This is a genomic window from Salipiger sp. ABF4_146 (assembly GCF_056161345.1).
This window is the reverse complement of sequence record NZ_JBSWYX010000005.1, coordinates 142,047-165,418: the sequence shown is the minus strand read 5'-3', so window position 1 is coordinate 165,418 and position 23,372 is coordinate 142,047. Positions and strand designations below refer to the sequence as shown.

Sequence of the window (23,372 nt, the reverse complement as noted above, 5' to 3'; positions counted from 1 at the left end):
CGGCCCCGAGCCCCCCGGTCCGCGCTTCTTCTCTTCCCAAATACGCATGGCCCGACGCCGCCGCCGCGCCGCCACCGGGCCCCGGGCGCTCAGCTGCCCGAGCCACCCACGGTCAGCCCACCGATCATCACCGTCGGCTGACCCACGCCCACCGGCACCCATTGCCCCTGCTTGCCGCAGTTGCCCATGCCCGGGTCGAGCGCCATGTCGTTGCCAAGCGCCCGCACGTGCTGCAGCGCCGTGGCTCCGTCGCCGATCAGCGTCGCGCCCTTCACCGGCGCCCCGACTTTGCCGTCCTTCACCCGATAGGCCTCGGTGCAGGAGAACACAAACTTGCCGTTGGTGATATCCACCTGCCCGCCGCCGAAGCCGGTGGCCCAGATGCCGTCCTTGAGATCGGCCACGATGTCTTGCGGATCGGCGTCACCGCCCTCCATGATGGTGTTGGTCATCCGCGGCATGGGCGCGTGGGCATAGCTCTCGCGGCGCCCGTTGCCGGTGGCCTCGACCCCCATCAGCCGGGCGTTCTGGCGGTCCTGCATGTAGCCCACGAGGACACCGTCCTCGATCAGCACGTTGCGCGCCGAGGGCGTGCCCTCGTCGTCCACCGAGATCGAGCCGCGCCGGTCCGGCATGGTACCGTCATCGACCACCGTGACCCCGGGCGCGGCGACGCGCTGGCCCATGAGCCCGGCAAAGGCCGAGCTGCCCTTGCGGTTAAAATCGCCTTCAAGGCCGTGGCCGACCGCCTCATGCAGCAAGATGCCCGGCCAGCCCGGCCCAAGCACGATGTCCATCACCCCCGCCGGCGCATCCTCGGCCCGCAGGTTGACCAGCGCCACGCGCAGCGCTTCGCGCGCCTGCGCCTGCCACGCAGCCGGCTCCAGCAGCCCGTCGAGCAGGAATCGCCCGCCGCCCGAGGCGCTGCCCTGCTCGCGGCGGCCATTCTCCTCGACGATCACGCTGACGGTGACGCGGGTCATCGGGCGGGTGTCGCTGACGAGCCCGCCTTCGGGGCGCAGAATCGACACCTCCTGACACGAGGCGGCGATGGTCGCGGTGACCTGCACCACCCGGCTGTCGAGATCGCGGGTGAAGGCGTCGATCTCGCGCAGCGTGTCGAGTTTCACCGCAAAGCTGTGCCCGGCGATCGGGTCGGCATCGGTATAGAGTTTGTGATTGGTGCCGGCGGGTGGCGGGGCCAGCACGCCGCCGCCATCGCCCACCGCCAGCCGCGCGGTTTCCACCGCCCGCGAGATGGCCTTCTCGGAAATCTCCGTGGCATGGGCGTAGCCCGCCACCTCGCCGCGCACCGCGCGCAGGCCGAAGCCCTCCGAGGCGTCGTAGCTGGCGGTTCTGATTCGCCCATCATCAAGCACCAGCGCCTCGGCACGGCGGCGTTCGAGGAAGAGTTCGCCATCATCCGCCCCTGCGACAGCATTACGCAGCTGCGCAAGGGTGCGATCCAGGTCGAGGGCGGTTTCGAAGGGCCGGAACGGGCTTTCGCTCATGTGTATCTTCCTCTGGTATTTTGATCTGGATCAAAAAAGTGCGCTTTTGCCGCAAGCGTTCATCTTTATTTGAGGCACGCAATGTGCTTTTTAAAGAGCATATCTAGGGGAGGACTCTCTTCGGGCTGAGGTCCGGGGCTCATTCCTCCTGTCCGCAAGAGAAGAATGACAACCGGATCAGGTGACACATGCGTAAACTTTCTATGCTGGCAGGACTCTTTTTCGGCGGTATCGCCGCGCCCGCGATGGCGCAGGATTCGCTGGAACTGGTCGGCCAACCGCAGGCAGGCGGAACAGGCTTTCAGCCTGCCTCGACAGAGCTCGCCCGCGACCTTCAGTGGCTCGACGGGATGCTGCTGGTCATCATCACCGCGATCTGCATCTTCGTCGTGGCGCTGCTGGCCTACGCCGTGGTGCGCTTCAACGAAAAGAAGAACCCCACCCCGAAAAGCTTTACCCACAACTCGCCGCTGGAAATCGCATGGACGCTCGGCCCCATCGTGATCCTCGTGGTGATCGGCGCCTTCTCGCTGCCGGTTCTGTTCAAGCAGCAGGAAATCCCCGAGGGCGACGTGGTGATCAAGGTCACCGGCTACCAGTGGTACTGGGGCTATGAGTATGTCGGCACCGATCTGTCCTACGACAGCTACATGATCGGCGCCCCCGCCACCGGCGGCGACAACCGTTTCAACGCCGATGTCTCGGCGCAGCTGCAGGAAGCGGGCTACAGCGACAGCGAGTTCCTGCTGGCCACCGACAGCGCCGTTGTGGTGCCGGTCGGCAAGACCGTGGTGATGCAGGTCACCGGCGCCGACGTGATCCATTCGTGGACCATTCCGGCCTTCGGTGTGAAACAGGACGCTGTGCCCGGCCGCATTGCCGAGCTGTGGTTCAAGCCCGAGCGCGAAGGCGTGTTCTTCGGTCAGTGCTCGGAACTCTGTGGCATCAGCCACGCCTACATGCCGATCACCGTCAAGGTGGTCAGCCAGGAAGCCTATGACGCCTGGCTCGCCGCATCCGAAGAAGATGGCGGCTACATGGATGTCCGCGAGTTCCTCGCCGCATCCTGATCCGATGAAACATGGCGACGCGCCCCGAGGAGGGGGGCGCGCCGCCACAAGCTGAAAGACCGGAAATGAGCGACCTCACCACCAACACGGCAGCCACCACAGCAGGCGCATCCGACTACGATGCGCAATTCGGCGACTACTTCGCCCTGCTCAAGCCGCGTGTCATGACGCTTGTTGTGTTCACCGCCTTCGTCGGCCTTCTGGCCGCGCCGGTTCCGGTGCACCCGTTCATCGGCTTCTGCGCCGTGCTGTTCATCGCCGTCGGCGGCGGTGCGTCCGGCGCGCTCAACATGTGGTGGGACGCCGATATCGACGCGGTGATGAGACGCACCGTCAAGCGGCCGATCCCCTCGGGGCGGGTTCAACCCGGCGAAGCGCTGGCCATCGGCCTCGCGCTCTCGGCCTTTTCCTGCGTGTTCCTCGCGCTGGCGACCAATGTGCTCGCCGGGGGGCTGCTGGCCTTCACCATCTTCTTCTACGTGGTGATCTACACCATGTGGCTGAAGCGCTCGACGCCGCAGAACATCGTCATCGGCGGTGCCGCCGGGGCCTTCCCCCCGATGATCGGCTGGGCCGCGGCGACAGGCTCGGTCAGTGTCGAGGCCGTGCTGATGTTCTGCCTGACCTTCATGTGGACGCCGCCGCATTTCTGGGCCCTCGCGCTCTTCATGCGCTCGGACTACGACGATGCCAATGTGCCGATGCTGACGGTCACCCACGGCCGCCGCGCGACCCGCGTTCACATCCTCGTCTACACCATCCTGCTGGCAGCGCTGGCCATCGGCACCGGCTTCACCTCGGTCGGCGGGCCGGTTTATCTGGCGGTCGCCGTGGTGCTGAACGCGCTTTTCCTGAAGGGCGCCTGGGACATCTTCCGCCGCGACGAGACCATCTCCGAAGGCGACAACTTCAAAACCGAGAAGAGCTTCTTCAAGCTCTCGCTACTCTATCTCTTCGCCCATTTCGGCGCGATCCTTGTCGAAGCCGGGCTCGACCGCTTCGGCATCGATCTGGCGCTCGGCGGCTGGACCATCGGAGGCTAAGCATGGGCATCGCGCACGAACACGAACTGCACCAGCGGCGCCGGGGCCGCAACATCGGCGTCGGGCTGGTGCTGGTGGGCTTTATTGCCATTGTCTTCGGCATGACCGTGGTGAAGATCGGCAGCGGGCAATACGCCTCGTCCCCCACCCCCCAAGCCAGCGAGGCTGCCGATGGCAACTAAGGGCACCACCAAGACGCTGTGGACGCTGATCGGCGTTGTCGTCTTCATGGGCGCCATGGCCTGGGCGGCGGTGCCTTTCTACAACTGGTTCTGCCGTGTCACCGGCTATGGCGGCACCACCAATGTCGCCACCGGCGCCTCCTCGGGCGTGCTGGAGCAGACCATCAAGGTCCGTTTCGATGCCTCGAAAGAGCGCGGCATGCCGTGGGACTTCAAGCCCATGCAGACCGAGATGACCCTGCGCATCGGTGAAGATGGGCTGGCCTTCTATGAGGCCCACAACCCCACCGACCGCCCGATCGCCGGGCAGGCAAGCTACAATGTCGCGCCCTTCGATGCCGGCGCCTATTTCAACAAGATCGAGTGCTTTTGCTTTACCGAGCAGGTGCTGATGCCTGGCGAGCGGGTGGAAATGCCGGTGAGCTTTTACGTCGACCCCGAGATCGTCAACGATCCGGACGCGAAGTTCGCCAAGCACATCACGCTCAGCTACACTTTCTACGAGATCGACCTGCCAGAGGAGACTTTGGAGGAGACACAGGCCGCTCTCGACACGAAAACGGACGAAAGTTCCGTGAACTGACCGCCTGACCAACGAGGGATACAGAGATGGCGCATGCTAAGAACCACGACTACCACATCCTGCCCCCATCCGCCTGGCCGCTGATCGGCTCGGTTGCCTGCTTCGTCATGCTGTTCGGAGCGGTGCTCTGGATGCACGACAGCGGCCCGTGGATTTTCCTCGCCGGCTTCGTCGGCGTGCTCTACACCATGTTCGGCTGGTGGTCCGAAGTGGTGGCCGAAAGCCGCGTCGGCGATCACACCCCGGTGGTGCAGATCGGCCTGAAGTACGGCTTCATCCTGTTCATCATGTCCGAGGTGATGTTCTTCCTCGCGTGGTTCTGGTCGTTCTTCAAACACGCGCTCTACCCGATGGGCCCGAACAGCCCGGCAGTCGACGGCGTCTGGCCGCCCGCGGGCATCGAGACCTTCGATCCCTGGCACCTGCCGCTGATCAACACGCTGATCCTGCTCTGCTCGGGCGCCGCGGTAACTTGGGCGCACCACGCGCTGGTGCACGAAAACAACCGCGAGGACATGAAGTGGGGGCTGACCATCGGCATCGTGCTCGGCGTGATCTTCACGGTGTTCCAGGCCTATGAATACAGCCACGCCGCCTTCGGCTTCTCGGGCAACATCTACGGCGCCAACTTCTTCATGGCGACGGGCTTTCACGGCGCGCATGTGATCATCGGCACGATCTTTCTCTTCGTGTGTCTGCTGCGCCTGCTGCGCGGCGATTTCACCCCAGACAAGCACGTCGGCTTCGAAGCCGCCGCCTGGTACTGGCACTTCGTCGACGTCGTCTGGCTGTTCCTCTTCGCCTCGATCTACATCTGGGGCGGCTGAGCCCGACATTAGACCTCGTTGCGACACGCACCGCAAACGCCCGCCGCTTGGTGGGCGTTTCGCGTTTGGCCACGCCGCTGCCCTTGGCCAGCGCGCCGCCATGCGTATTTGGAAAGAGAAGAAGCGCGGCGGTGGGACCTTCTTCTCTTTCCCAATACGCCGGGGTGAATGCGGCAAAGCCGCAGAGGGGCAGCGCCCCTGAACTGCTGCCGCCGCCGCATTGCGCCTTGCAACGCAGCGACAATCGCGCCTTGATGTGCCCCGCGCTGAGGCGCTAAAGCAGGCGGGACGCGCCAGCGCCCTGAACCCGGACCCGGACTTACTTGACCCGTTACCTCGCCCCCCTCCTGTTTGGCCTGATCGGCGCCGCGATCCTGATATCGCTTGGCAGCTGGCAGTTGCGGCGGCTGGATTGGAAAGAGACGGTTTTGGCCGAGATCGACGCGCGCATCTCGGGCCCGGCGCAGCCGCTACCGACGCTGGTGTCGCCGACCGAGCAACGCTATCAGCCAGTTGCGCTGAGCGGCGAGATCCTGCCCGGCGAGGTCCGCGTTCTGGTGAGCCAGAAACAGGCGGGCGCCGGCTATCGTATCATCTCGCCCTTCCGAAGCGACACCGGCCGGTTGATCCTCCTGGACCGCGGTTTCACCGCCACCGCGCACAAGAACGCCGTGCGCTACACCGGCCCCACCGAGGTGACCGGCAATCTCCACTGGCCCGACGACCGCAACAGTTCGACACCCAAGAACGACATCGACGGCAACACCTGGTTTGCCCGAGACATCGCCGACATGGCCGAAACCCTGCAGACCGAGCCGCTGCTCGTGGTTGCACGGTCGGTCAGCCCCGGCGATCCCGACATTCAGCCGCTGCCGGTCAGCAGCAGCGGCATTCCCAACGATCACCTGCAATATGCCCTCACATGGTTCTCGCTGGCCGTGGTGTGGCTGATCATGACCGGCTATTACATGCGCCGGCAGCACAAGACAGGAAAGGCCTGAGCCCCATGCGCTATATCTCGACCCGCGGCAAAGCCCCGGCGCTCAGCTTCGAAGAGGCCATGCTTTCGGGCCTCGCCCGTGACGGCGGCCTCTACGTGCCCGAGACCGTGCCGGTGATGACCCCCGGAGACATCCGCGCGCTCAACGGTCTGTCCTACGAGGAAGTCGCGTTCCGCATCATGCGCCCCTTCGTCGGCGACAGCTTCAGCGACGAGACCTTCGGTGACCTGATCTCCAAGGCCTATGCCGGGTTCGGCCACAACGCCCGTGCGCCGCTGGTGCAACTGGCACCCAACCACTTCCTGCTGGAGCTGTTCCACGGGCCGACGCTGGCGTTCAAGGACTTCGCCATGCAGCTCATCGGCCAGCTCTTCGAAGAAGCGCTGACCCGCCGCGGCGAGCGCGTCACCATCGTCGGCGCCACCTCGGGCGACACCGGCTCGGCGGCGATCGAGGCCTTCAAGGGGCTTGATGCGGTCGACGTGTTCATTCTCTTCCCGCACGGCCGCGTCTCGGAAGTGCAGCGCCGCCAGATGACCACGCCGTCGGAGGCCAACGTGCACGCGCTGGCGCTCGACGGGCATTTCGACGACTGCCAGGCGAAGCTCAAGGACATGTTCAACGACTTCACCTTCCGCGACGAGGTGCGGCTGGCGGGCGTGAACTCGATCAACTGGGCACGTGTGCTGGCGCAGGTGGTCTACTACTTCTCGTCGGCGGTCTCGCTCGGCGCGCCGGACCGCAAGGTCAGCTTCACCGTGCCCACCGGCAACTTCGGCGACATCTTCGCCGGCTACATCGCCAAGAAGATGGGCCTGCCGATCGACCGGCTTGTGGTGGCGACCAACCAGAACGACATTCTGCACCGCTGCCTGTCGACCGGCGATTACAAGACGTCGGACGTGCACCCGTCGATCAGCCCGTCGATGGACATTCAGGTCAGTTCCAACTTCGAGCGCGCGCTGTTTGACGCCTATGGCCGCGATGGCGCCGCCGTGGCGCAGCTGATGGACGAGCTGAAGGCGGGCGGCTTCCACGTCAGCCAAGGCGCGCTGCAGGCGCTGCGTGAGCACTTTGAAAGCGGCCGCGCCTCGGAAGAGGAAACGCTGGCCACCATCGCGCAGGCCAACAAGACCATGGGCGAGCTGCTTTGCCCGCACTCGGCCATCGGCGTGAAAGTGGCCGAAGAGCACCGCACCGCGTCGGTGCCGATGATCACCCTTGCCACCGCGCATCCGGCCAAGTTCCCCGACGCCGTCGAAAAGGCCAGCGGCCTCCGCCCGCCCCTGCCCGCGCGCATGGGCGACCTTTTCGACCGCGAGGAGCGCGTCACCCGCGTGCCCAATGATCTTGCCGCCCTCGAAACCCTCATCCGGGAGCGTATCGCCAAGTGACTGTACAACTGACCACCCTCAAGAACGGCTTCCGCATCGTGACCGAGCGGATGCCGGGCCTGCAATCCTCGACACTTGGCATCTGGGTCACCGCCGGCGGCCGCAACGAGCGGCTGGAACAGAACGGCATCGCGCATTTTCTTGAGCATATGGCGTTCAAGGGCACCAAGACCCGCACAGCGCTGCAGATCGCCGAGGCAATCGAGGATGTGGGCGGCTATATCAATGCCTACACCTCGCGCGAGGTGACGGCCTATTACGCCCGCGTTTTGGAACAGGACAGCAAGCTGGCGCTGGACGTCATCGGAGATATCCTGCTCAATCCGATCTTCGAGCCGAAAGAGATCGAAACCGAGCGCCACGTGATCCTGCAGGAGATCGGTCAGGCGCTGGACACGCCCGACGACGTGATCTTTGACTGGCTGCAGGAACGCGCCTACAGCGATCAGGCGCTTGGCCGCACGATCCTTGGCGAAGAGGCCAATGTCCGCGGTTTCGGGCGCGACGATCTCGCCACCTTTGTCGCCGAGCAATACGGTCCCGGCCAGATGATCCTGTCGGCCGCGGGCGCGGTGGATCACGAGGCGCTGGTGGCGCAGGCCGAAGCGCTGTTCGGCGGCATGGTCGGACGCTCGGCCCCTGGGCTCGAGCAGGCCAAGTTCACCGGCGGCGAGATTCGCCGCGAGAAGACGCTCGAACAGGCGCATATGGCGCTGGCCTTCGAGGGGCCGGGCTATCGCGATCCGAACTTCTACACCGCGCAGATCTACTCGATCGCGCTGGGGGGCGGCATGTCCTCGCGCCTCTTCCAGGAAATCCGCGAGAAGCGGGGCCTGTGCTACACCATCTTTTCGCAGACCGGCGCTTATTCCGAGACCGGGCTGAACACCATATACGCCGGGACCTCGGGCGAGGAGGTTGGCGCGCTGGCGCGACTGACCATCGACGAGATGAAGCGCGCCGCCGATGACATGTCCCCCGAGGAAGTCGCCCGTGCCCGTGCGCAGATGAAGGCCGGGCTGCTGATGGGGCTGGAAAGCTCGTCGAGCCGCGCCGAGCGCATGGCCCGCATGGTGCAGATCTGGGGCAAGGTCCCACCGATCGAAGAAACGGTCGAGAAGATCGACAATGTTACCACCGGCGATGTGCGCGATTTTGCCGAACTGGTCGCCTCCGACGCGCCGGCGGCGCTGGCGCTCTATGGTCCGGTGGCCGGCGCGCCCGGGCTGGACGAAATCCAGGCACAGCGGGCGGCCTGATGCTGGGGCGGCGGCGGAAGTTCAGGCTCGACAGCGAGCGCCTGATCCTGCGGCCGCCGATGCATGGCGATTTCAACGCCTGGGTGGCGCTGCGGCTGGAGAGCAAAGAGTACCTTACTCCCTGGGAGCCGTCTTGGGCCGAGGATCACCTGTCGCGGCGCGCCTTCACCAACCGCGTGTACTGGGCCAACCGCTCGATCAATGCCGCCACGGCGGTGCCGCTGTTCCTCGTGCGGCGCGAGGATTCGGCGCTGATCGGGGCGATTACCCTCGACAACATCCGCCGCGGCCCGGCGCAATCGGGCACGCTGGGCTATTGGACGGGCCTGCCTTTCGCCCGTCATGGCTATATGCGGGAAGCGATCGCCGCGCTGGTGCACTACGCGTTTACCGACATGGACCTCAGCCGCATCGAAGCGGCCTGCCTGCCCGAGAACGTTGCTTCGCGCGGGCTGCTGGAAAGCTCGGGCTTCAAGTACGAAGGCGTGGCGCAAAGCTATCTGCAGATCAACGGGCGCTGGCGCACCCATGTGCTCTACAGTGCGCTGCGCCTCGATCGGCGCGGCCGCACGCAGGTGGGCTGAGCCGGTTTTCAGGCTGCCCAATGCTTACCCCACGTAAATTTTAGCCCCGTCGTGGCGGATCCGCGCTTAGGCTGACTCCTGAAAGGAGCCCCGCCATGCCCCGCCGCGCCTACGCTTTCGGTCTCGCCCTGCTCAGCCTTTTGATCCCCGCCCTGCCCGTGCAGGCGCAGGAGACCCGCCGCCCGTCTCATTGTATCGCCATCGCCGACGCTGCGCCGGGACTACAATACCTGCACAAGGCGGCATGGACCGACCCGGTGCCGGAGTATTCGGTGCGGCTGCGCTACCTTGGCCACGCCGCCTTCCTGATCCAGACGCGCGGCGGCCTGAACGCGGTGACCGACTTCACCGGCTACGTCGGCAACGTGCCGATGATCCCCGATATCGTCACCATGAACCACGCCCATTCCAGCCACTGGACGGCCAACCCCGATCCTGCAATCCCGCATGTTCTGGAAGGCTGGGGCGAATTCGGTCAGGGCATCGAGCACTATCTCGACCTTGGCGAGATGCTGGTGCGCAACGTCTCGACAGACATCCGCTCGGCCTACGGCGGCACCGAAGAGCGCGGCAATTCGATCTTCGTTTTCGAGGTCGAAGGCCTCTGCATCGGTCATCTGGGCCATCTGCACCACGAACCGAACGACGAGCAATACGCCGCGCTCGGACGGCTCGACGTGCTGATGGTGCCGGTGGACGGCGGGTATACGATGGCACTGGACGGCATGGTGCGTGTGGTGGAACGGTTGCGCAGCTCGATCATCATCCCGATGCATTGGTTCTCAGGCAGTTCGCTCGAACGGTTCGTCGCCGATGTCTCCGACACCTTCCCGGTCGAGCGCCGCGACGGCCCGGAACTGGAGGTCAGCCTGCGTGATCTGCCGCCACAGCCGACCGTGGTTGTGCTGCAGCCGCAATGGCTCAGCGAGGCAGAGTAAAGCCGCGCACCGCTGGACCTCCCGCAGGCTTGGCATCAGTATGCGCGCAGCACCGCCCGACGCGGTGCGCCAGTAAGGAGCCCGCGCCATGCCTTTCCCCGGCCCCCCTGTTCATCGACCTGCCGCAAGGGCGCAGTGACATGAGGAAACCTGTTGTCTTCGACCTCGACGGCACGCTGATCGACAGCGCGCCCGATCTGCACCGTGCCGCCAATGTGGTGCTGCGCGACGAGGGCTTGCCCGAGATCACCTTCGCGCAGGCGCGCAGTTTCATCGGCCACGGCGCCCCGGCGCTGATCGCCCGCGTGGTCGAAGCGGTTGGCCTCGGCGATGATGAAGAGGCGCATGACCGGTTGCTGGGCAAGTTCATGACCGAATATAATCACGCTCCGCAGCTGACCGTGCTCTACCCCGGCGTGATCGACGCGCTGGCGCAGCTGCAAATGCTCGGCTGCGCCATGGGCCTGTGCACCAACAAGCCGGAGGCGCCCACCCATATCGCCCTGTCGCACTTCGGGCTGACGGGCTACATGCGCTCGGTCGCCAGCGGCGACAGCCTTCCGGTGCGCAAACCCGATCCCGCGCCGCTGATCGAGGTGATGCAGGCGCTTGGCGCCGGTCCCGGCCTCTACGTCGGCGACAGCGAGGTGGATGCGGAGACCGCCGCACGCGCGGGCATCCCCTTCGCGCTCTACACCGAAGGGTACCGCAAGGCCGCGCTCGACGAACTGCCCCACACCTACACCTTCGATCACTGGGACAAGCTGCCGGGCATCGTCGCGCAGCATTTCGGCGGCCTCGAAGCCTGAGGCCGCCCACGCCGCACCGCTAGCGTTTGACCGCCACCAGATCGATCAGCGCCGAACGGCCGACGTGGCCGCTGCCTTCGTTGATATAAAGCTCGTAGTCCTCGAGTACCTGAATGCGCAGGTCCGCGAAAAGCCGGCGCAGCAATCCGGCGGTGTAGAGGTTCTCGCGCTGCTTGGGGCCGCCGGTGCCGTGCTCCAACTGCCGTCGCGTGTAGCCGTGCAGCATCAGCACGCCGCCCGGCTTCAGCGCCGCCGCCATCTTGGCAAACAGCTGATCGCGCCCCTCGGGCGGCAGGAACTGGATGAAAATGCCGGCCACCAGATCATAGGCCGCCTCGGGCCAATCCCACTCGAAGACGTCCTGTACCGAGTAGTCGACCTCGACCCCGCGTGCCTTGGCCAGCTTGCGCGCCTTGGCCACGGCCGCCGGGGAACCGTCCCACGCGGTGACCTGCATCCCCTGCTCGGCAAGAAAGACCGAGTTGCGCCCCTCGCCATCGGCCACGCACAGCGCCCGCATGCCCGGTCTCAACCAGTGATCGCGGCGCGTCAAAAAGCCCGAAGGCTCGGTTCCGAATACGTAATCCTCGACGGAATATCTTTCGTCCCACATCGGCGGCGCTCCTGGAAAATTCATAGGCTTCAGATAGAAAGCTGCACGAAGGCAGCAAGCACGCTGTACCCTATCGCACCCTTTTGTCAGTTGACCGAAGGGCGGCGCGCTTGCGACAACATGAGACCATATAGCACGAAAGCGCCGCAGGTCGCGGCACAACAAGAAAGTCCCGCGCAATGATCCGCCGCTTTATGCGCCAGAGCCTGCCGCTCTCCCTTGCCACCAGCCTTGCCGCCCCCTTGATCGGCGCGGGCCTTGCCCACGCCGAGGTCGATCCCGCCGACTGGCCCGCCGTGCTGGCCGAGGCCGAGGGCCAGACCGTCTATTGGAATGCTTGGGGTGGCGCAGAGAACGTCAATGCCTTCATCGACTGGATCGGCGATCTGGCGCAGGAGGATTACGGCGTGACGCTGGAGCACGTGAAGCTGTCGGACACCGCCGAGGCAGTAAGCCGCGTGCTGGCCGAGAAGAGCGCGGGCAAGGACACGGGAGGCGCTATCGACCTTATCTGGATCAATGGCGAGAACTTCGCGGCGATGAAGCGTCAGGACCTGCTCTTTGGCCCGTGGTCGGAAGACCTGCCCAATTGGCAGTTGACCGACCCCGAGGCCAACGCCGCGCTGACCGCCGATTTCACCGTGCCGACCGAGGGGCTGGAAAGCCCGTGGAGCATGGCGCAACTGGTGTTCTATCACGACACCGCCCGTCTGCCCGAGCCTCCGCGCAGCATGCAGGCGCTGGCCGACTGGGTCGCCGCGAACCCCGGACGGTTCACCTACCCGCAGCCGCCGGATTTCCTTGGCTCGACCTTTCTCAAACAGGCGCTGATTGAACTGACGCCCGATCCCGAGGCGCTGCAAGCGCCGGTCGGCGACGCCGACTACGCGGCCGCGACAGCGCCGCTCTGGGACTGGCTCGACGCGCTGACGCCCAACCTCTGGCGGCAGGGCCAAGCCTATCCGCAGAACGCGCAGCGGATGATCCAGTTGATGGCCGACAACGAGATCGACATCGGCTTCGAGTTCAACCCCAACGCCGCCTCCAACGCCATCGCCAACTTCCAACTTCCCGACAGCGTGCGCAGCTTCGTGCTCGAAGGCGGCTCGCTGGGCAACGCCAGCTTCGTCGCCATTCCCTACAACGCGAACGCCAAGGCCGGTGCCATGGTGATCGCCAACCTGCTGCTCTCGCCGCAGGCACAGGCGCGCATGGCCAGCCCCGACGAGTTGGGCCTGGGCACGGTGCTGGCGATGGACAGGCTGAGCGCCGACGAAGTGCGCCTTTTTGACGAGAACCCGGTGGGCATTGCCACGCTGACGCCCGAAGAACTGGGCCCAACCCTGCCCGAGCCGCATCCCTCGTGGATGGAGACGCTCGAAGAGGATTGGACCGCGCGCTACGGCGTCGCGCCCTGACCGCGCGCCAAGAATGCGCCTTTCGCTGACCCGTGCGGCACCTGTGCTGACGCTGCTTGCGCTGCTCGGCCCGGTGGCCGCCGGGCTGGCCGGCACCGTGGCACCTGCCTTTGGCTTGCTGCCCGCGCTTGGAGCCGATGCGCTTAGTCTCGATCCCATCCGCGCGCTGCTGGACTGGCCCGGCTTGGCGCGTGCCGCGTTTCTCAGCCTGTTCACCGGGCTGGCGGCCACCGCCCTGTCGCTGGCGCTGACGCTGCTGATCTGCGCCGGCTGGCAGGGTACGCGGCCCTTCAGGGCGCTCGAGCGGGCGCTGTCACCGCTGCTGTCGGTGCCACACGCCGCCGCCGCCTTCGGCCTCGCCTTCCTGATCGCGCCCTCCGGCTGGATCGCCCGGCTGATCGCGCAGCCGCTTGGCTGGGACCGTCCGCCCGACGTGCTGATCCTGCAGGACCCATGGGGGCTGGCGCTGATCGCGGGGCTGGTGGTGAAGGAGATGCCCTTCCTGCTGCTGATGAGCCTCGCCGCTCTGCCAGCGCTGCGCCCTTCGCAGAGCCTCGCCACCGCGCAAGCGTTGGGGTACGGGCGGGTGTCCGGCTGGGCCAAGACGGTCTTGCCCCGCCTCTATCCGCAGATCCGGCTGCCGGTCTACGCGGTGCTCGCCTACTCGCTGTCCGCCGTCGACGTGGCGATGATCCTTGGGCCGGGCACGCCGCCGCCGCTTGCCGTGCAGGTGCTGAAGTGGATGAACGATCCCGATCTGGCGCTGCGCCTTCAGGCCGCCGCAGGCGCCTTGCTGCTGCTCGCCCTGACACTGGCGGCCCTGCTGCTTTGGCGCATCGGCGAAACCGCCCTCGCCCGCCTCGCGGCGGGCTGGCTGGTGGCCGGGGGCCGCGGCCGTGCCGAGCGGTTCTGGCGCGGGCTCGGGCTGGGGCTGGGCGCGCTCTGCGCAGCGCTGGTGCTGCTGGGACTGGCGGGGCTCGCGGTCTGGTCCTTTGCCGGGTTCTGGCGCTTCCCCGACCTACTGCCGCAGGGCTGGAGCCTGCGCAGCTGGATGCGCCATGGTCCCGGGCTGCTGTCGCTCTTCGGACGGACGATGCTGATCGCTGCGGCGGCTTCGGCCACCGCAATCATCCTCACGACCGCCTGTCTTGAGGCCGAGCAACGGCACGGGCTCCGCCCCGGCACCCGCGCGCTCTGGCTGCTCTACCTGCCGCTGCTGGTGCCGCAGATCGCCTTTCTGCCGGGATTGCAGGTCGCCGGGCTGCTGACAGGGCTCGACGGCACGCTGGCGGCGGTAATCGCGGCGCATGTGGTCTTTGTGCTGCCCTACACCTTCTTGTCGCTGTCCGATCCCTATCGCGCGCTCGATCCGCGCTACGCCGCCGTGGCGCAGGCCCTTGGCAAAGGCGCCACGGCCACCTTCTGGCGGCTGCGCCTGCCGCTGCTGCTGCGCCCGCTGCTCACCGCCGCCGCCGTGAGCGCCGCCGTCAGCGTCGGTCAGTATCTGCCGACCCTGCTGATCGGCGCCGGACGAAGCCCGACGCTGACCACCGAGGCGGTGGCGCTGGCCTCCGGCGGCGACCGACGGGTGATCGGAGTGACAGCGCTTGGCCAGACGGCGGCGGCCTTCCTGCCCTTCGCGCTGGCCTTGCTGATCCCGGCTCTGGTCTGGCGCAACAGGCGGGGGATGCGCCATGGTGCCTGACATGACCACCGGGCTGATCTTCGAAAACCTGCGCATCTCGCATCACGAGACACCGCTGCTGGCCCTCGACGCCCGCGTCGCGCCCGGTGAGGTGCTCACCGTCATGGGCCCCTCCGGCTCTGGCAAATCCACGCTGCTTTCGGCGATCATCGGCACCGTCGCACCCGGCTTCGCGCTTACGGGGCGGATCGCGCTCGACGGCCACGACATCACCGCGCTGCCGCCCGAACGCCGGCACGTCGGCATCCTGTTTCAGGACGAGTTGCTATTCCCGCATCTGTCGGTCGGCGGCAACCTCGGCTTTGGCCTGCCGCCGCGGCTGCGCGGCACGGCGCGGCGGGCCCGGATCGCGGAGGCGCTGGACGACATTGGCCTCAACGGCTACGCCAAGCGCGATCCGGCGACGCTTTCTGGCGGGCAAAAGGCGCGGGTGGCGCTGATGCGCATGCTGCTGTCCGAGCCCCGCGCGCTGCTGCTCGACGAACCTTTCTCGAAGCTCGACGCGGCGCTGCGCGGGCAGATTCGCGGCCTCGTCTTCGAGCGTGCCCGCGCACAGCGACTGCCGGTGCTGCTGGTCACCCATGATCCGGCAGACGCCGAGGCCGCAGCAGGACAGGTGATCGAGTTGGGATGAGCCCCCTTGCGGCAGCCACCGATCCGCGAAATGGTCAGCCCGATATCTGACAGGGGTCTTGGGAGGAGAACTGTCTTGGAGATTGGACTGGACCTCGGCACCAGCTCGGTGATCGCGGTGCTCTGCGATGCCGGTGTGCCGCGCGCCGAGGCGCGGCGCCCGCTGCAGAGCAGATCGCCCATGCCGTACGCCTCCGAGCAAGACCCAGAGGCATGGTGGCAGGCGGCGCGCGCGGTTCTGGCGGATCTGTTGGCGCCGCTGTCCGAGGCCGAGCGCCGTGCCATTCGCGCCATCGGCCTGTCCGGCCAAATGCACGGCGCAGTCCTGCTCGACAAGGCTGGCCGGGTGCTGCGCCCGGCGATGCTGTGGAACGACGGCCGGGCGCATGCCGAATGCGCCGCGCTGCGCGCCGCCGTGCCGGATATCGGCATGCGCGCCGGCGTTCCGCCGCTGCCCGGGTTCACCGCGCCGAAACTGCTGTGGCTGGCCCGGCAAGAGCCGCAGCTACATGCGCGCATCGCCCATGTGCTGCTGCCGAAGGACTATCTGGGCTTCCGCCTGCATGGCCAGCATGTCACCGACCCATCGGACGCCGCCGGCACCCTGTGGTTCGACCAGATGGCGCGGCGCTGGTCAGATCGGCTCTGCGCGGCCTCCGAGACCGATCCGGCTTGGTTGCCGTGCGTGCTGGATGGGCACGAGATCGCCGGGAGAATCCGCCCGGAGGTCGCTGCCGATCTGGGGCTGCCACCATCGGTGCAGATCGTCACCGGCGGCGGGGACGCGGCCACCGGTGCCGTGGCGGTCGGCGCGGTCGAGGATGGCACCGGGCAGATCTCGCTGGGCACCTCGGGGCAACTGTTGCTGGCCGGCACACGCTATCGCCCCAACCCGGAGGCCTATGTGCACGCCTTCGCCCACACCTTGCCCGGCCGCTGGTATCAGATGGCCGCGATGCTCAACGGCGCCCGCCCGCTGGCGTGGTTCGCCGAGGTCGCAGGCACCGATATCGGCGCGCTGCTGGCCGAGGCAGCGCAGGTGCCCGAAGCGCGGGTGCCGCTCTTCCTGCCCTATCTCACCGGCGAGCGCAGCCCGCACGGCGATCCGCACATTCGCGGCGGCTTCTTCGGTCTGGAAGACAGCACCACCCGTGCCGCGATGATGCGCGCGGTGCTCGAGGCTGTGGCCTTCTGCTTTGCCGATGCGGCGCAGAGCTTTGGCCCCGCCGCAGAAGGGCTGGCCCCGCTGCCCGCGCTTGGCGGCGGCGCGCAGAGCGACACGCTGCTGCAGGCGGTGAGCGACGCCAGCGGGCTGAAGCTTTTCCGCCCGGACGGCGCCACCTTCGGCCCATCGCTGGGTGCGGCGAAACTGGCGGCGCTGGCCACGGGCACGCTGGCGCGCAGCGACCTCACGCAGCGCCCCGAGGCGCGGCAGGTCTTCGTGCCCGCCGCCTCGGGCGCGCTGCTGGACAGGTTGCAGAGCTGGCGCGCGCTCTACCGGGCGCTCAAGCCGCTCGCCACACCCGACTGAGGCACCCCAAAGGCGCAGGCAGGGCGGTCATGCCTGCTTGAGCCGGGTTTCGACGCTCTCGGCGTATTCGGCCATGCGCACACGAAACTTCTTCTCGATGCTGGAACGGGCAAGCTTCAGCGATTGCACCATCAGCCGCGCCGACAGCGTCTTCGGCAGCAGGGTGATCTGCATCGCCACGCGGGTCCGGCTGCGCGACAGCGCCACAAACTCGATACGGGTCAGCACTTCTAGCCCGTCCGACAAGCTGCGATAGACCAGAAGGTTCGGCGCATCGTGCTGCACAAGCGCGACCGAAGCCTTGCGGGTCTTGCCGCGGAAGGCGAACTCCGCCTCCCAAGCCAAATCCGGCCCTGCGGTGCCATCGCCGCCGGGCACAACCCGGCGAAGCTCGATCCCGCGCCGCATGATCTGCCGCTCGAGGTGATCGAAATTCGTCGCTTCGGCGAAGACCCGTTCGACCGGAACCTCGATGTCTTCCTTCGTGGCTATTTCCATCAACTGCCTCGATAAACCGTTTCTTATGCGTTACGGGCGCATTTTGTCTTAATCGAGGCGGTCCGCAAGCCAGTTGCGCAGCAAGAAATTGGCGATCGACCCGCGCCGCGCCGGCTGCAGCCCGGGCACATTGCCAGCGAAGGCTTCGGCCAGTTGCTCGCGGCTGACCCATTGCGCGTGCTCGATTTCCTCGGGATCGATGATGATCTCGTCACTCAGCGCCGCACCGTGGCAGCCCAGCATCAGCGAGGCCGGGAATGGCCAGGGCTGGCTCGACAGGTAGGCCACCTCGCCCACCTCGACCCCGGTCTCCTCCATCACCTCGCGGCGCACCGCCGCCTCGATCGCCTCGCCCGGCTCGATGAAGCCGGCAAGGCAGGAATACATGCCCTCCGGCCAGCCCGGCGAGCGCCCGAGCAGACACGAATTGCCGCGCGTGATCAGCATGATGACCACCGGGTCTGTGCGCGGGAAATGCGATGTGCCGCACGCGGGGCAGACCCGTTGCCACCCGGCCTGCGTCACCTCCGAGGCAGCACCGCAGCGGGCGCAGAACCCATGCGAGTCGTGCCATCCGAGGATCGCCTTGGCCGTCGCCGCCAGTTCCGCATCCCGCGCGCTCAGCGTCATCAACTGCGTGCGCAGTTCGACAAAACGGCTGGCTTCGGGCGCGGCGGGGTGGGTCTGCACGCTGTGATCGACAAAGCCCTCGCCCTGCGGCGCGTCGGGCTCCCAGCCGGAAATGTCATAAGCCAGAACCGCCTCGCCACCCTCGCGCCCGAGCAGGACCGGGCGGGCGCTGGCCGCGCCAAGCAGCGGATGGTCGAGCGGCAACCGCAGCAACTCGGCGCGCTCTTCACCACGCAGCAGCGGCTTCCCGCGCCAGAGCACCACAGCGCGTGCACCGGGCCGCTGCATCGCCGCCGCCAGTGCCGGGATGTCGCCACGCATCTCCGCCGCGCGGTCGAGACCCGATCCGCCGAATGTCACCTGTTCCGCCTGCCGCATCTGCTGCCTCCTGCTGGGTGGGCAAGCCATGGCATGCGCGGCGGGGGCTGGCAACCGATGCACCCAGCCCCCGCGCGCGCGGATCTACGAGGGGCCAGCCCCTCGCGCACCCCGGCGTATTTGAAAAGAGAAGAAGCAGGGCGCGGCATGGTCCTTCTTCTCTTTGCCAAATACGCACGGCACGGCAGCAACCGCCGGCGCACAGCGGTGCAGCGCTTGGCGCGACGTCAGCGGCCCGGCGGCGAAGCGACGGAGCGACGGAGCGGCAGCGTTGCAAGAACGTCTTGAAGCTGCACTATTCCGGCAGAGACTAACCCCGAAGGAGATCTCGATGCGCCGTTTTCCCCAATCCCCGATCAGCCGCCGCGGCTTTCTCGCCGGCAGCGCCGCCACCGGCGCGCTGATCGCGCTGCACCCCTATTCGGCCCGCGCCGCGGCCAATCAGGCGCATCTGCGCATCATGGAAACCACCGACCTGCATGTGCATGTCTTTCCCTACGACTATTACGCCGACAAGCCGATCGATACCGTCGGCCTGTCGCGCACCGCCTCGATCATCGAGGGCATCCGCGCCGAGGCCAGCAACACGCTGTTGGTGGACAATGGCGATTTCCTGCAGGGCAACCCGATGGGCGACTACATTGCCTACGAGCGTGGCATGAAAGAGGGCGACATGCATCCGGTCATCACCGCGATGAACACCCTCGGATATGACGCGGGCACCATCGGCAACCACGAGTTCAACTACGGTCTCGGATTCCTCGAAAAATCCGCCGCGGGCGCAAATTTCCCCATCGTGCTGGCCAATATCGCCAAGACGCAGGGCGCCACCCCGCGCGACGACGAGACGCTGTTCAAGCCCTACGTGATCCTCGACCGCGAGATCACCGACGGCGCCGGCACCACCCATCCGATCCGCGTCGGCATCATCGGCTTCACCCCGCCGCAGGTGATGAACTGGGACCGCAAGCACCTCGAGGGCAACGTGCAGGCGCGCGACATCGTCAGCACCGCCGAAGCGTGGGTGCCTCAGATGAAGGAGGAAGGCGCCGACATCATCATCGCGCTGTCGCATTCCGGCATCGGCGCAGCGCAGCACGAGGACGGGATGGAGAACGCCTCGGTGCCGCTCGCCGCCGTGGATGGCATTGACGCGCTGATGACCGGCCACAGCCACCTCGTCTTTCCGTCGGCCGATTACGATGGGCAGGGCGCCATCGATCTTTCCGCCGGCACCATCCACGGCAAGCCCGCGGTCATGGGCGGCTTCTGGGGCTCGCACATGGGGCTCATCGACCTGTTGCTCGAGCGCGACGGCAATGCGTGGAAGGTGGTCTCCACTGCTTCCGAAGCGCGGCCGATCTACGAGCGCGGTGAGGACCGCAAGGTCACCGCGCTGGTCGAGGACGACGCCGAGGTGCTTGCCTCGGTCCGCCCCGAGCACGAGGCGACACTGGACTACGTGCGCCGCGCCGTGGGCGAGACCTCGGCACCGCTGCACTCCTACTTCGCGCTGGTGGCCGACGACCCCTCGGTGCAGATCGTCTCGATCGCGCAGAGCTGGTACATCGAGCAAATGATGCAGGGCACCGAGTACGAGGGGCTGCCGATCCTCTCGGCGGCGGCACCGTTCAAGGCCGGCGGCCGCGGCGGGCCGGAGTATTATACCGATGTGCCCGCGGGCCCGGTGGCGATCAAGAACGTCGCCGACCTCTACCTCTATCCCAACACGGTGCGTGCGGTGAAGGTGACCGGCGCGCAAGTGAAGGGTTGGCTGGAGCGCTCGGCGGGCATGTTTAACCAGATCGAGCCCGGCGCCACCGATGCCCCCCTGCTCAACCCCGACTTCCCAAGCTACAACTTCGACGTGATCGACGGGGTGAGCTATCAGATCGATCTGTCGCAGCCGGCGATGTTCGACCGCGAGGGCAATGTCGTGAATGCGGACACGAACCGGATCGTAAACCTGAGCTACAACGGCGCCCCCATTGATCCGGAGGCCGAGTTCATCATCGCCACCAACAACTACCGCGCCTCGGGCGGCGGCAGCTTCCCCGGCGCCAAGGGCGACACCATCGTCTTTGAGGCGCCGGACACCAACCGCGACGTCATCGTGCGCTACATCGTCGAGCAGGGCACCATCAACCCGAGCGCCGACGACAACTGGAGTTTCGCGCCGATGGAAGACACCACGGTCCTCTTCGAAACCGGCCCCAAGGCGCGCGACTACATGGATGGCGTGGCGCTCGACATTGAGGACGCGGGCGACAATGCGGATGGCTATGCGCAGTTCCGCGTCACGCTCTGACCGTTGATCGGGGGCGCGTCCGGCGCCCCCTTTTCCATTCACATGCGCTGCCTCTATTTCACCCATCCGCGGACCGTCGTCGACCCGGCACCGGAGGTGCCGCGCGGCGCTGTCGGGATGGCAGCCAATGGAGCGGCTCAGCGCCTGATCACCCCGTCCTCGACCAGTTCGTAGTGGCGGATGAGGCGGCTCTCGACAAGGTCTTCCTCCGCCGGGTCCACATGCGGGCGGGTGTAATCCTCATCGGTGAACGCCTTGAGAGAGGCAAGATCGCGCCACACCATGACCACCGAGAACTCGCGCGGGCTCTCCGGGCGTGCCGCGCCGGGCAGCACCTCGACGATGCCCTCGGTGCGGCGCAGCATCGGGATCGCAACCTTATGGAAGAACTCAGAAAACTCCTCTTCCTTGCCCGGCCGGGTCACGACCTGGAAAACACGCATGATCATCGAACAACCCTCCATGTAACGCGCGAAAGCGGGGGGCCTGTCTGCCTCAAGCTGCGCCAGCATAACACGAAATCGCGCTCTCGACATTCCCCGCCACGCCGGGCCACATTGGCACAGCCCGAATTTGAAAGGCCCGATATGACCGCCCCGCTTCCCTTCGCCGCCGTGATCTTTGACCTCGATGGCACGCTCGTCGACAGCGAGCGCGTGGCGCTCGAGGCCGGCAGGCGGGCGTTCCTGCGTTTCGGCGTCACCGTCGAACCGGGCTTTCTGGAAGCGCTGATCGGGCGCGACCGCAATGCCGTGGCCAAGGCCATGCTGCAGCGCTACGGCCATCTCGATCAGGCGCATCTGCTGCAGGCGATCCGCGACGAGAGCGTCACCCTGCGCGAAACCGGCGGCGTGCCGCTGAAGTCCGGCGCGGTGCTGCTGATCGAAGAAATCGCCGCTCTTGGCTTGCCGATGGCGGTGGCCACCAGTTCCGGTGCCGAGGAGGCGGAGCGCAAGCTCGCCCTTGCCGGACTGCGGGCGAATTTTGCCGCGGTCATCGCCTTCGACCACGTCAAGAGCCCCAAGCCAGCGCCCGATCCCTACCTGATGGCGGCCGAAGCGCTCGGCCACGCGCCCGAGCTCTGCCTCGCCTTCGAAGACAGCGACACCGGCGCCGCCAGTGCCCGCGCGGCCGGCATGCGCGTAGTGCAGGTGCCCGACATGCTGCCCAGCGACGGGGTCCACGCGCACCACCTCGCGGCATCGTTGATCGAGGGCGCACGCGCCGCCGGCCTGCCGTTGACGCACACTGCAGGCGCATCACCCGCCTAAATTTTGATCATTCGGTCAAAAAGCAGTAGACAAATTGCGGTACGCACTCGGATGACGCCTTCCCTTTGCCGCATTTCTCGGCAAACTCACCGCAAGACGTGAAAAACACGCCGGAAAACAAGGCGGCCCCGCCGCCCCAACACGGAGGAAGACCACCATGTACCCCCGCGCCTTCGCGCTGGCCGCCACCCTCATGGCCGCCGCCACGGCCGCCTCGGCCCAGACCGCCCTGCCCTTCGCGCTCGACTGGAAATTCGAAGGCCCCTCGGCCCCCTATTTCGTCGCCATCGACAAGGGCTATTTCTCCGATGCGGGGCTTGAGGTGGAAATCTCTGCCGGGTCCGGCTCGCTCGATGCCATTCCGAAGGTCGCCACCGGCGCCTTCCCGGTTGGCTTTGCCGACATCAACTCGCTGATCAAGTTCCTCGACCAGAACCCCGGCGCGCCGGTCACCGGCGTGATGATGATCTACGACAAGCCGCCTTTCGCCATCATTGGCCGCAAGTCGCTGGGCGTCGAGACGCCGAAAGACCTCGAAGGCAAGGTACTGGGCGCGCCGCCGCCCGATGGCGCATGGGCGCAGTTCCCGATCTTCGCCGCCGAGAACGACCTCGACACCGATGCGATCACCATCGAGCCGGTGGGTTTCCCGACCCGCGAGCCGATGCTGGCCGAGGGCGAAGTGGCCGCCGTCACCGGCTTTTCCTTCACCTCCTACCTCAACACCGCACGCCTCGGCGTGGATGAGTCCGACATCTCGACCATCCTGATGGCCGACTACGGCGTCGACCTCTATGGCAACGCGATCATCGTCAACACCGACTGGGCCGCCGAGAACGGCGAACTCCTCGAAGGGTTCCTTGGCGCCGTCGCCGCGGGCTGGAAGGACGCCGTGGCCGATCCCGCCGCCGCGGTGGAAAGCCTCGTGTCGCGCAACCCCGCCTCGGATGCCGAACTGGAAACCCGCCGCCTCGAACTGGCTCTTGACGCCAATGTGGTGACCGACTGGACCAAAACCAATGGCTTCGGCCCGATCGACGCGGCGCGCATGGACAGCGCGCTCGAGCAGATCACGCTGACCTACGAGTTCCAGAACGACCCTGACGCATCGCTCTATTTCACCGGCGAGTATCTGCCCGAGGGCGGTTTCCCGCTCGAGTGATCGCCCCGGAAACACCCGCGCGGG

General features: G+C 66.6%; 23 protein-coding genes. 18 read left to right on the top strand and 5 right to left on the bottom strand.

Annotation, left to right across the window (positions count from 1 at the left end; all coding sequences use genetic code 11):
• Positions 1 to 89: 89 nt before the first annotated feature.
• Positions 90 to 1,511, bottom strand: coding sequence for a metalloprotease TldD (gene tldD, locus ACXAJT_RS09295; RefSeq protein ID WP_475234693.1), 1,422 nt, complete (start codon positions 1,509 to 1,511; stop codon positions 90 to 92).
• 188 nt (positions 1,512 to 1,699) lie between these two features.
• On the opposite strand from tldD, the gene coxB reads away from it, so the two are divergent.
• The 11 genes from coxB to gph all read left to right on the top strand — a co-directional run bounded on the left by coxB (position 1,700) and on the right by gph (position 11,201).
• Positions 1,700 to 2,581, top strand: coding sequence for a cytochrome c oxidase subunit II (coxB, locus tag ACXAJT_RS09290; RefSeq protein ID WP_475234692.1), 882 nt, complete (start codon positions 1,700 to 1,702; stop codon positions 2,579 to 2,581).
• A 65-nt stretch (positions 2,582 to 2,646) separates the two neighbouring features.
• The gene (gene cyoE, locus ACXAJT_RS09285; RefSeq protein ID WP_475234691.1) at positions 2,647 to 3,624 is read left to right on the top strand and encodes a heme o synthase; all 978 of its coding nucleotides are present in this window, start codon (positions 2,647 to 2,649) and stop codon (positions 3,622 to 3,624) included.
• 2 nt (positions 3,625 to 3,626) lie between these two features.
• Positions 3,627 to 3,806 carry a hypothetical protein gene (locus tag ACXAJT_RS09280; RefSeq protein WP_475234689.1) on the top strand — a complete coding sequence of 60 codons (180 nt, stop codon included), beginning with the start codon at positions 3,627 to 3,629 and terminating at the stop codon, positions 3,804 to 3,806.
• A complete protein-coding gene (locus tag ACXAJT_RS09275; RefSeq protein WP_475234688.1) occupies positions 3,796 to 4,389 on the top strand; it encodes a cytochrome c oxidase assembly protein in 594 nt (197 codons plus the stop codon). Before ACXAJT_RS09280 ends, ACXAJT_RS09275 begins: the two co-directional genes overlap by 11 nt.
• 26 nt (positions 4,390 to 4,415) lie before the next feature.
• Entirely contained in the window at positions 4,416 to 5,216 is an 801-nt protein-coding gene (locus tag ACXAJT_RS09270; protein ID WP_475234687.1) for a cytochrome c oxidase subunit 3, read from the top strand.
• A 323-nt stretch (positions 5,217 to 5,539) separates the two neighbouring features.
• Positions 5,540 to 6,217, top strand: a complete 678-nt coding sequence (locus ACXAJT_RS09265; RefSeq protein WP_475234686.1) for an SURF1 family protein — start codon at positions 5,540 to 5,542, stop codon at positions 6,215 to 6,217.
• Between the two features lie 5 nt (positions 6,218 to 6,222).
• Positions 6,223 to 7,611 carry a threonine synthase gene (thrC, locus tag ACXAJT_RS09260; protein WP_475234685.1) on the top strand — a complete coding sequence of 463 codons (1,389 nt, stop codon included), beginning with the start codon at positions 6,223 to 6,225 and terminating at the stop codon, positions 7,609 to 7,611.
• Entirely contained in the window at positions 7,608 to 8,870 is a 1,263-nt protein-coding gene (locus tag ACXAJT_RS09255; protein WP_475234684.1) for a M16 family metallopeptidase, read from the top strand. Before thrC ends, ACXAJT_RS09255 begins: the two co-directional genes overlap by 4 nt.
• Positions 8,870 to 9,454 carry a GNAT family N-acetyltransferase gene (locus ACXAJT_RS09250; RefSeq protein ID WP_475234682.1) on the top strand — a complete coding sequence of 195 codons (585 nt, stop codon included), beginning with the start codon at positions 8,870 to 8,872 and terminating at the stop codon, positions 9,452 to 9,454. Before ACXAJT_RS09255 ends, ACXAJT_RS09250 begins: the two co-directional genes overlap by 1 nt.
• A gap of 95 nt (positions 9,455 to 9,549) precedes the next feature.
• Positions 9,550 to 10,392, top strand: a complete 843-nt coding sequence (locus ACXAJT_RS09245) for an MBL fold metallo-hydrolase (protein ID WP_475234680.1) — start codon at positions 9,550 to 9,552, stop codon at positions 10,390 to 10,392.
• Between the two features lie 140 nt (positions 10,393 to 10,532).
• Positions 10,533 to 11,201, top strand: coding sequence for a phosphoglycolate phosphatase (gene gph / locus ACXAJT_RS09240; protein WP_475234679.1), 669 nt, complete (start codon positions 10,533 to 10,535; stop codon positions 11,199 to 11,201).
• Positions 11,202 to 11,220: 19 nt separating this feature from the next.
• Here the strand turns inward: gph and ACXAJT_RS09235 are convergent, their stop codons facing one another.
• Positions 11,221 to 11,814, bottom strand: a complete 594-nt coding sequence (locus ACXAJT_RS09235) for an SAM-dependent methyltransferase (protein WP_475234678.1) — start codon at positions 11,812 to 11,814, stop codon at positions 11,221 to 11,223.
• Positions 11,815 to 11,993: 179 nt separating this feature from the next.
• Between ACXAJT_RS09235 and ACXAJT_RS09230 the strand changes: the two genes are divergently transcribed.
• From ACXAJT_RS09230 to xylB, 4 genes are all read left to right on the top strand, one after another.
• Positions 11,994 to 13,232 (top strand): ABC transporter substrate-binding protein, encoded by a 1,239-nt coding sequence (locus ACXAJT_RS09230; protein ID WP_475234677.1) that lies wholly within the window; start codon positions 11,994 to 11,996, stop codon positions 13,230 to 13,232.
• Positions 13,233 to 13,245: 13 nt separating this feature from the next.
• A complete protein-coding gene (locus ACXAJT_RS09225; protein ID WP_475234675.1) occupies positions 13,246 to 14,937 on the top strand; it encodes an ABC transporter permease in 1,692 nt (563 codons plus the stop codon).
• Between the two features lies 1 nt (position 14,938).
• Entirely contained in the window at positions 14,939 to 15,571 is a 633-nt protein-coding gene (locus ACXAJT_RS09220) for an ATP-binding cassette domain-containing protein (protein WP_475234883.1), read from the top strand.
• A 75-nt stretch (positions 15,572 to 15,646) separates the two neighbouring features.
• Positions 15,647 to 17,101: a xylulokinase gene (xylB, locus tag ACXAJT_RS09215; RefSeq protein ID WP_475234673.1), complete on the top strand. Its 1,455-nt coding sequence runs from the start codon at positions 15,647 to 15,649 to the stop codon at positions 17,099 to 17,101.
• Between the two features lie 27 nt (positions 17,102 to 17,128).
• Here xylB and ACXAJT_RS09210 read toward each other — a convergent pair whose 3' ends face one another.
• Both ACXAJT_RS09210 and nudC read right to left on the bottom strand, forming a co-directional pair.
• A complete protein-coding gene (locus ACXAJT_RS09210; RefSeq protein WP_475234672.1) occupies positions 17,129 to 17,599 on the bottom strand; it encodes an SRPBCC family protein in 471 nt (156 codons plus the stop codon).
• 48 nt (positions 17,600 to 17,647) lie between these two features.
• Positions 17,648 to 18,607, bottom strand: a complete 960-nt coding sequence (nudC, locus tag ACXAJT_RS09205; protein ID WP_475234671.1) for an NAD(+) diphosphatase — start codon at positions 18,605 to 18,607, stop codon at positions 17,648 to 17,650.
• Positions 18,608 to 18,938: 331 nt separating this feature from the next.
• On the opposite strand from nudC, the gene ACXAJT_RS09200 reads away from it, so the two are divergent.
• Positions 18,939 to 20,915, top strand: a complete 1,977-nt coding sequence (locus tag ACXAJT_RS09200) for a bifunctional 2',3'-cyclic-nucleotide 2'-phosphodiesterase/3'-nucleotidase (protein ID WP_475234669.1) — start codon at positions 18,939 to 18,941, stop codon at positions 20,913 to 20,915.
• A gap of 137 nt (positions 20,916 to 21,052) precedes the next feature.
• On the opposite strand, the gene ACXAJT_RS09195 is transcribed toward ACXAJT_RS09200, so the two are convergent.
• Positions 21,053 to 21,364, bottom strand: a complete 312-nt coding sequence (locus ACXAJT_RS09195; RefSeq protein WP_475234668.1) for an antibiotic biosynthesis monooxygenase family protein — start codon at positions 21,362 to 21,364, stop codon at positions 21,053 to 21,055.
• 138 nt (positions 21,365 to 21,502) lie between these two features.
• Here ACXAJT_RS09195 and ACXAJT_RS09190 point away from each other — a divergent pair, with 138 nt between their 5' ends.
• Both ACXAJT_RS09190 and ACXAJT_RS09185 read left to right on the top strand, forming a co-directional pair.
• Positions 21,503 to 22,186: an HAD family hydrolase gene (locus ACXAJT_RS09190; RefSeq protein ID WP_475234667.1), complete on the top strand. Its 684-nt coding sequence runs from the start codon at positions 21,503 to 21,505 to the stop codon at positions 22,184 to 22,186.
• 157 nt (positions 22,187 to 22,343) lie between these two features.
• Positions 22,344 to 23,348, top strand: coding sequence for an ABC transporter substrate-binding protein (locus ACXAJT_RS09185; protein ID WP_475234666.1), 1,005 nt, complete (start codon positions 22,344 to 22,346; stop codon positions 23,346 to 23,348).
• The last annotated feature ends 24 nt before the right edge of the window (positions 23,349 to 23,372 follow it).